The organism is Alteriqipengyuania sp. (assembly GCF_964222115.1).
Taxonomy (GTDB): domain Bacteria; phylum Pseudomonadota; class Alphaproteobacteria; order Sphingomonadales; family Sphingomonadaceae; genus Alteriqipengyuania.
The window spans coordinates 1-7,804 of record NZ_CAXQBM010000019.1 but is presented as its reverse complement, the minus strand read 5'-3'; the positions used below and the strand labels follow the sequence as shown (position 1 = coordinate 7,804).

General features: G+C 64.1%; 10 protein-coding genes. 9 read left to right on the top strand and 1 reads right to left on the bottom strand.

Annotated features, from left to right (window positions below):
* Positions 1-824 (bottom strand): MipA/OmpV family protein (locus tag ACEQXE_RS03325; RefSeq protein ID WP_370177508.1); only part of this gene is annotated, 824 nt, incomplete at its 3' end.
* A gap of 111 nt (positions 825-935) precedes the next feature.
* Here ACEQXE_RS03325 and crtY point away from each other — a divergent pair.
* The 9 genes from crtY to ACEQXE_RS03280 all read left to right on the top strand — a co-directional run.
* The gene (gene crtY, locus ACEQXE_RS03320) at positions 936-2,135 is read left to right on the top strand and encodes a lycopene beta-cyclase CrtY (RefSeq protein WP_370177507.1); all 1,200 of its coding nucleotides are present in this window, start codon (positions 936-938) and stop codon (positions 2,133-2,135) included.
* Between the two features lie 5 nt (positions 2,136-2,140).
* Complete coding sequence (locus tag ACEQXE_RS03315; RefSeq protein ID WP_370177506.1) at positions 2,141-3,637, top strand: phytoene desaturase; 1,497 nt, start codon at positions 2,141-2,143, stop codon at positions 3,635-3,637.
* Between the two features lie 5 nt (positions 3,638-3,642).
* Complete coding sequence (locus tag ACEQXE_RS03310) at positions 3,643-4,056, top strand: hypothetical protein (RefSeq protein WP_370177505.1); 414 nt, start codon at positions 3,643-3,645, stop codon at positions 4,054-4,056.
* Positions 4,053-4,463, top strand: a complete 411-nt coding sequence (locus ACEQXE_RS03305) for a hypothetical protein (RefSeq protein ID WP_370177503.1) — start codon at positions 4,053-4,055, stop codon at positions 4,461-4,463. Before ACEQXE_RS03310 ends, ACEQXE_RS03305 begins: the two co-directional genes overlap by 4 nt.
* 40 nt (positions 4,464-4,503) lie before the next feature.
* The gene (locus tag ACEQXE_RS03300) at positions 4,504-4,944 is read left to right on the top strand and encodes a hypothetical protein (protein WP_370177502.1); all 441 of its coding nucleotides are present in this window, start codon (positions 4,504-4,506) and stop codon (positions 4,942-4,944) included.
* Positions 4,941-5,522 carry a TIGR00730 family Rossman fold protein gene (locus tag ACEQXE_RS03295; RefSeq protein ID WP_370177500.1) on the top strand — a complete coding sequence of 194 codons (582 nt, stop codon included), beginning with the start codon at positions 4,941-4,943 and terminating at the stop codon, positions 5,520-5,522. The genes ACEQXE_RS03300 and ACEQXE_RS03295 overlap by 4 nt, the downstream gene beginning before the upstream one ends.
* Entirely contained in the window at positions 5,519-6,529 is a 1,011-nt protein-coding gene (locus ACEQXE_RS03290) for a phytoene/squalene synthase family protein (RefSeq protein ID WP_370177498.1), read from the top strand. Before ACEQXE_RS03295 ends, ACEQXE_RS03290 begins: the two co-directional genes overlap by 4 nt.
* 33 nt (positions 6,530-6,562) lie before the next feature.
* A complete protein-coding gene (locus tag ACEQXE_RS03285) occupies positions 6,563-7,078 on the top strand; it encodes a hypothetical protein (RefSeq protein ID WP_370177497.1) in 516 nt (171 codons plus the stop codon).
* Positions 7,075-7,804, top strand: a 730-nt coding sequence (locus ACEQXE_RS03280; RefSeq protein ID WP_370177496.1) for a biotin carboxylase N-terminal domain-containing protein, incomplete at its 3' end; no start/stop codon positions are given. The genes ACEQXE_RS03285 and ACEQXE_RS03280, both read left to right, overlap by 4 nt.

Sequence of the window (7,804 nt, the reverse complement as noted above, 5' to 3'; positions counted from 1 at the left end):
CTGCCGCGCTGGTCCACGAAGGGGGAATCAGCAGCATCGCCGATAATGCGTGAGTAACCGCCTACCGCGAAGATCGCGAGGCCGCCATTGGTCAGATCGCCATCGAGGTCGATCCCGCCGATCAGCGTCGCGCCGACCTTGTTGAAGCCCGCGCCTGCATCGTAGACGGGTAATCCGCTGGCAAGCGCCTGCGCGGGAGTGACCGAATAATAGTAATCCTGGAAATCGCCGTCGGCATGCTCTGCGGAGAGGGCGAGGCTCACCGCGATACCGCGGCTTAGCGGCGTGAAATAGGTAATCGAGGGGCTGATCGTCCGGCCCTCGTGCGCGCCCGCGACATCCCACCGCACATCGACGCCCGCGCTGATGCTGTCATAGCCGTGAAGGACACCTGCATAGGTGACCCCTGCGCTCGGCCCGACCTCGATTGCAGTATCCAGTTCACCCGCAGCGGCCACCACGGGGTCTTCGATATCGCCCGTCCGGCTGGTGCGCACCCGCAAGACGGGGCCAAGCGTGAAAGCGACCGGCCCTTCCCCATCCTGCACGAAATCCAGCGCCACACCGGCAGGGCGCGGCTGGATACCGAGCCCCCCAAGGCTCCCCTGGATCAGCGGCAACGGAAATGCCTCGTAATCGTCCGATCCATCGTAGTCGGCGCCATAGGCGACGCCCACGCCGACCTGGATCCAGTCCCCGTCGAGGACCGAACCCTCTTCGACAGGCTCTGGCAGAGTATCGGGATCGGGGCCTGCCTGCGCGAAGGCGGGCGCTGCGCCGATTGTAATAGCGCCCATGGCCAGTAGCGGGAAGATCAATCGCATCTGGGGTAAACTCCTGTTGCGCCTGAAGAACGGGTTGCGATGCGCAACGTTCCACCATCCCCAAGAACCATCCGTTTGCACCATGACGATCCGCGCCCTACGAGCATCGCCATGACAGGGGCCACGCCGCGAACTCGCGCCGACATAGCGATCCTGGGCGGCGGCCTTGCAGGCGGGCTGATCGCGCTTGCGTTGCGGCGAGAGGACCCCGCGCTGGATGTCGTGCTGGTGGAAGCGGGCGATGCGCTGGGCGGCAACCACCGCTGGAGCTGGTTCGAAAGCGACCTCAATTTCGAAGGCGAGGCGCTGCTCTCCCCCTTCCGCAAGACGCACTGGCCGGTCGGCTATGCCGTGCTCTTCCCCGAACATACGCGCACGCTGGACAGCGTCTATTTCTCGCTTTCGTCGGCTGATTTCGACGCTGGTCTGCGGCGCGAGCTGGCCCAGTCGACCATCCGTACCAATCGGGAGGTGGTGGCCGTCGATGCGAAGGGAGCCACGCTGGCCGGTGGCGAAAGGATAGAGGCGCGCTGCGTGATCGACGCGCGCGGCTTCATCCCTTCGGATGCATTCGAGGGGGGCTGGCAGGTGTTCATGGGCCGCCACCTGCGAGCCACAAAACCGCACCAGCTCGACCGGCCGCTGGTGATGGACGCGCGGGTCAAGCAGCACGGTGCCTTCCGCTTCCTCTACACGCTGCCACTTTCGGCGGAAGAGCTGTTCGTCGAGGATACCTATTACCAGGACACGCCCGAGCTGGACCGTTCGACCCTTTCCGCCCGGATAGACCGCTATTGCGCGGCAGTGGGCTGGGAAGGTGAGCCGATGGCGTTCGAAACCGGCGTCCTGCCGGTGGTGACGGGTGGCGACCTCGCCCGCTACCAGCGCGAAGTGCGCGTGCCCGGTGTCGCGATGGCGGGCGCGCGGGCGATGATCGCGCACCCGCTCACCAGCTATACCCTGCCCTTTGCGGTCGAAACCGCGCTGCTGGTGGCGCGCAACCGGGAACTGCCGGGCGAACAGATGGCCGCCCTGCTGGAAGATCACGCGCGCCGCGTCTGGCAGCGCACCGGGTTTTACCGGCTGCTGGGCAAGATGCTGTTCGGAGCGGCGGAACCTGCCCAGCGATACCGCATCTTCTCACGCTTCTATCGCCTGCCCCAGCCTCTTATCGAACGCTTCTATGCCGCCCGGTCGACGGGTGGGGACAAGCTGCGGATATTGACGGGCAAGCCGCCAGTGCCGATTGGGCGTGCGGTGCGTGCCATTACGCAAGGCGGTCAGCCGCTGGTGCAGAAGGAAGGGTCGTGAATTCAATGGCGGACAGCCGTAATGCATGCGTGATCGGCGCCGGGTTCGGCGGTATGGCTCTGGCGATCCGGCTGCAGAGCGCGGGCATCCAGACGACCGTGATCGAAGGACGCGACAAGCCCGGTGGCCGCGCCTATTTCTGGGAGCGCGACGGGTTTACCTTCGATGGCGGGCCCACCGTGGTAACCGATCCCGACTGCCTGAAGGAACTCTGGGCGCTTTCAGGCCATGATATCGCGCAGGATGTGGAGCTGGTCCCGGTCAAGCCGTTCTACCGCCTCAACTGGCCCGACGGCACGAATTTCGACTATTCGAACGATCACGAAGAGCTGTTCGCGGAAATTCACAAGCTCAACCCCAAGGATGTCGAGGGCTATCGACGCTTCCTCGATTACTCCGCCGGGGTGTACGAGGAAGGCTATTTGAAGCTGGGCACGGTGCCGTTCCTCGATTTCAAGTCGATGCTCAAGGCCGCGCCCGCACTGGCCAAGAAGCAGGCCTACCGCAGCGTCTATTCGATGGTCTCCAGCTTCGTCGAGAACGAAAAGCTGCGCGAGGCGCTCTCCTTCCACACGCTGCTGGTTGGCGGCAACCCGATGAAGACCAGCAGCATCTATGCGCTGATCCACAAGCTGGAGATGGATGGCGGCGTGTGGTGGACCAAGGGCGGCACCAACCGCCTGATCGCAGGCATGGTCCGCCATTTCGAGCGGCTGGGCGGACGCCTGCGGCTAGGCGACCCGGTGACGGGGATCGAGGTCGATGCCAACCGCGCCAAGAGCGTGCGGACGCAAAGCGGCTTCGTGCAGGGCTTCGATGCGGTCGCCAGCAATGCCGACATCATGCATTCCTACCGCGACCTGCTGGGCCGCTCGCAGCGTGGCTGGAGCATGGGCCGCCGCCTCAAGCGCAAGACCTACAGCCCCGGACTGTTCGTGGTCCATTTCGGGCTCGAAGGCACGTGGCCGGGCATCGCGCACCACATGATTTTGTTCGGCCCACGCTACAAAGGCCTGCTCGACGACATCTACCAGCACGGCGTGCTGCCGGAAGATTTCTCGATCTACCTCCACCACCCGAGCAAGAGCGATCCGAGCATGGCGCCACCCGGGATGAGCACGTTCTACGCGCTGGTGCCGGTCGCCCACCAGGGCAAGCTGCCGGTCGACTGGGACGAGATCGGCCCGCTGCTGGAAAAACGCATCCTCGACGAGGTCGGGCGGCGGCTGGTGCCCGATATCCATAATCGGATCGTGACCAAGTTCAGCTACGCGCCATCCGACTTTGCGCACGATCTCAACGCGCACCTCGGCAGTGCCTTCAGCCTCGAACCCGTGCTGACGCAGAGCGCGTATTTCCGTGGCCATAACCGCGACGATGTGATCCGGAACTTCTACCTCGTCGGCGCGGGCACGCATCCTGGTGCCGGCATTCCGGGTGTTGTCGGCAGTGCCAAGGCGACCGCCGGACTGATGATCGAAGATTTGCAAGCTAAAGGATAATGTACGTGATTACTGCGCTTACCAGTGTGATTGCCGCTATCGCCATGCAGGCCCAGCCGGCGCTCCCCATTCCAGACGGGTGGGAAGGTGTGACGATGCCCGAAGGCGTGATGCCGGGCTGGTTCGCACCAAAGACGCTCGCCGGCGAAAAGGTGGAAGGCGACAGGATCGCGGCAGGCGACTTCCTGACGATCCAGACCAACCCGGCCGGGCAATCCTTCTACGTGATCACCCGCTTCGCCGCGAATTGCGACAAGCCACAGCTCAAGAAGCTGAGCGACAGGGTGTTCAACGCGGCATCGCAGCAGATCTCCGATAGTCCAGCCAGCGCACCCTGGATCAACGTTTACAAGGACCAGACGCCTGCCGAATATGCGGTGTACAAGCATCTGTGCACTGCGACGCCGGAGGCCGATTGAGCATGCTCGCATTGGCGCCCCTCGCGGCCATCGTTGCAATGCAGGCAGGCAGCCTGCCGCCGCTCGATTTTTCGGAGACTTTCACGGGGCATGACGGCACGGTCTACGCGTACGACAAGACGGCCATCAGGCAGATCACGCGCAGCGGCCATACCGTACGCAGCGTGTCGGTACGCGTCACCTATCCTGCATCGGTCAACCCGGTCGTCTCGCAATCCGTGCGAGGCTACTACGTACGGTGCAGTGAGAGGACCGCCGGAGTCCTTAGCTCCATCAATACGGCTCGCGACACCGGGCGCATTTCGATGAACAATACCAAGCTCGAAGCTATCGTCTATCGTCCGTTCGATGAATTGGAATTGGCGGAAAGAGGCGTGATGGCCGTCGTCTGCGCTGCGAGCCTGTGAGCGAACTGGCAGGTAATACCGGCGGGAAGAAGATCGAGATATGATTGCCGTTACGCTCTCCCTCCTGATCGCCACGCACCCCGTGGCGGAAACGACACGCTCGACCTTGGTTGAGGAAAGTCACGTTCACGACTGGGCTGTTGCCGAGGATAGCGACGGGGAGCGCCTGCTGTACGATCGCGCCTTCCAGGCGACCTTCCGGCACGAGGGCGAGACCTATCCGGAAATCCTCGTGCGTTACCAGCTGGCCGATGGCGAATTCACCGACACCCGGCACGCTGTGTCATGCGCGCTACCCGCGCTCGCATCGCTGAAAATATGGTATCGTGAGCCGTCCGGCCCGGCAAGTCCGGAGACAATCCGCATGCCGCAGGTCACTTTCGTGACATATAGCGATCCTGACGAGGGAATGCGTGCGCTGTTCCGGTTTGCATGCGGCGACTACTGGAAATCCGGGGCCGACGAAAGCGGCAGAGAATGAACCGCATTGCCATCTATTGCGGTGCCGCGACGCCTGCCGACCCGCGCTATATCGAACTCGCGCATGAGGTTGGCGGCGAGCTGGCACGGCGCGGGATCGGCGTCGTCTATGGCGGGGGACGTCTGGGCCTGATGGGCGCGCTGGCCGACGGCGCGCTATCCGCAGGCGGCGAGGTGATCGGCGTGATCCCGCATGCGATGGTGGAGCGCGAGTTCGCCAACCATGACTGCACGCAGCTGATCACGGTCGACACCATGCACGAGCGCAAGGCGCGCTTCACCGATCTGGCGGACGGGTTCGTCACCCTGCCGGGCGGGCTCGGCACGATGGACGAGCTATTCGAAGCGCTCAGCTGGGCGCAGATCGGGTACCACGAAAACCCGGTCGGCCTGCTCAACGCTTTCGGCTTTTACGATGATCTGATCGGCTTCGTTAACCGGATGGCGGATACCGGTTTCGTGCGGGCGAGCCATCGTGAAATCCTGCAGATTGCGGATAGTTTGCCGGAACTGCTTGGCAAGCTCGCTTCTTATGTGCCCAATACGCCGATCTATCGCATGAGTGCCGACGAATTGTGACCCAGGCCCGCCCGCTCGTCCCTTCGCGCTTCGTGCGCCCCTCGATCCCCCGCCCCGGTGGCGGGCGCGATCGTGCCGGGCTGGTGCGCCAGTCTTACGAGGCGATTTCCGAAGGATCGCGCAGCTTCGCCTTTGCTTCCAAGCTGTTCGACCGGCCCACGCGCGAACGCGTGTGGATGCTCTATGCCTGGTGCCGCCGCTGCGACGATCTGGCCGATGCGCAGGACATGGGCGGTGAGCTGGGCGACCAGGCGGGGATCGAGGACCGGCTGCAGGCGATCAAGGTGCTGACCCGTCGCGCGCTGGCGGGTGAGCCGACCGCCGATGTCGGCTTCGATGCGCTGAACCAAGTGGCGAACGAGGCGGGCATCACGCTCGACATGGCGAACGAGGTCATCTCCGGCTTCGCAATGGACGCGAACGGCTTCAGCCCGCCGACCGAGAAAGAGATGATGCGCTACTGCTACCACGTGGCGGGCGCAGTCGGCGTGCTGATGGCGCGCGTCATGTTCGCGCCGAACGACAGCTTCATCTACGACCGCGCTTGCGATCTCGGCCTCGCCTTCCAGCTCGCCAATATTGCGCGCGACGTGGTGGAAGATGCACGGGCCGGTCGCTGTTACCTGCCGCACGACTGGCTGGCGGAGCAAGGGCTGGAGCCGGACACGCACGCAGACGAGGAAAACCGCTTCAAGCTTGCGGCAGTAGTCGCGAAACTGGTCGACCGGATGGAACTGTACGAGGAAGCGGCGCGGATCGGCGCGAAGCACCTGCGCTTCCGCCAGCGCTGGGCGGTGCTTTCCGCCGCGCGCATCTATGGTGCCATCGGCCGGAAGGTTCGCGAGCGGGGCCAGCTGGCGTGGGACCACCGTATCTATGTACCCGCGCACGAAAAGCTATGGCACGTCGTCGTCGCCCTGGGGCAGGCCCTGACGAAATACGCGCCCGAGCCCGAGCAGTGGCCGCCCTATAGCCGCGAAGACCTGCGCCCCGTAGCGGGATGGTAGACCTGCGGCGCGCTTGGCGGTAGCGAGCGTGGCATGAGAGGACTCCAGATATTCCCGGCACTGGCCATTGCCGCGCTGGCCACACCCGCCCTGGCGCAGGATGCGCCAATGCTGCCCGCTCCCGAACAGCTTGTGATGCAGGGCGCGGACCGGTTCTTCGCCGCGCTCAAGAGCGCAGACAAGACACGGCTGGCGCGCGAGATGATCGGAGACGGCACGATCTTCGTCCACAATCGGATGGACCCGGACAATCCGCGGGTCGACGTGGTCAAGGTGTCCGACCATCTCGAACGGTGGGCCGGGGACACGGCCGAGGTTTCCGAATTCATGGAATACCAGACCGTGCTCGTCGATGGAGACATGGCACAGGTGTGGGGGCCGTATACCTTCTTCGTCGACAACAAGATCAGCCATTGCGGGGTCAATTCGCTGAGCATGGTGCGCACCGACGATGGATGGAAAGTCGCCAATACCAGCTTCTCGATGGTGCCGCCCGAGGAGTGCGAGGCCATCGGCGCGCCGAGCACGCTGAAGGATATCGTCGAATGATCGCCAAGCTGCTGATTGCAAATCGCGGCGAGATCGCTTGCCGCATCATCCGCACTGCGCGGAGCATGGGGATCGCCACTGTCGCGGTGTATTACGATGCCGATGCCAAGGCGCTGCACGTGCGCAGTGCCGACGAGGCGGTGCATATCGGCCCCTCGCCTGCTGCCGAAAGCTATCTGGTCGGTGAGAAGATCATCGCGGCGGCGAAGCAGACCGGCGCGGAGGCGATCCATCCGGGCTACGGTTTCCTGTCCGAAAATGCGGACTTCGCGCAGGCGGTGCAAGAAGCGGGGCTGATCTGGGTCGGCGCGCCGCCTTCCTCGATCCGCGCGATGGGTCTGAAGGACGCCGCCAAGAAGCTGATGCGCGAGGCGGGCGTGCCCGTCACTCCCGGATATGACGGCGACGACCAGAGCGCCGAGCGGTTGAAGCAGGAAGCCGACGCGATCGGCTATCCGGTCCTCATCAAGGCCGTCGCAGGCGGCGGCGGCAAGGGGATGCGCAAGGTCGATGCGGAGGACGATTTCCTGTCTTCACTCGAATCCTGCCGGCGCGAAGCCAAGGCGAGCTTCGGCAACGACGACGTGATCCTCGAAAAGTGGATCACCTCGCCCCGCCATATCGAAGTGCAGGTATTCGGCGACAGCCACGGCAATGTCGTCCACCTGTTCGAACGCGACTGCTCGCTCCAGCGCCGCCACCAGAAGGTGATCGAGAGATCGGAAG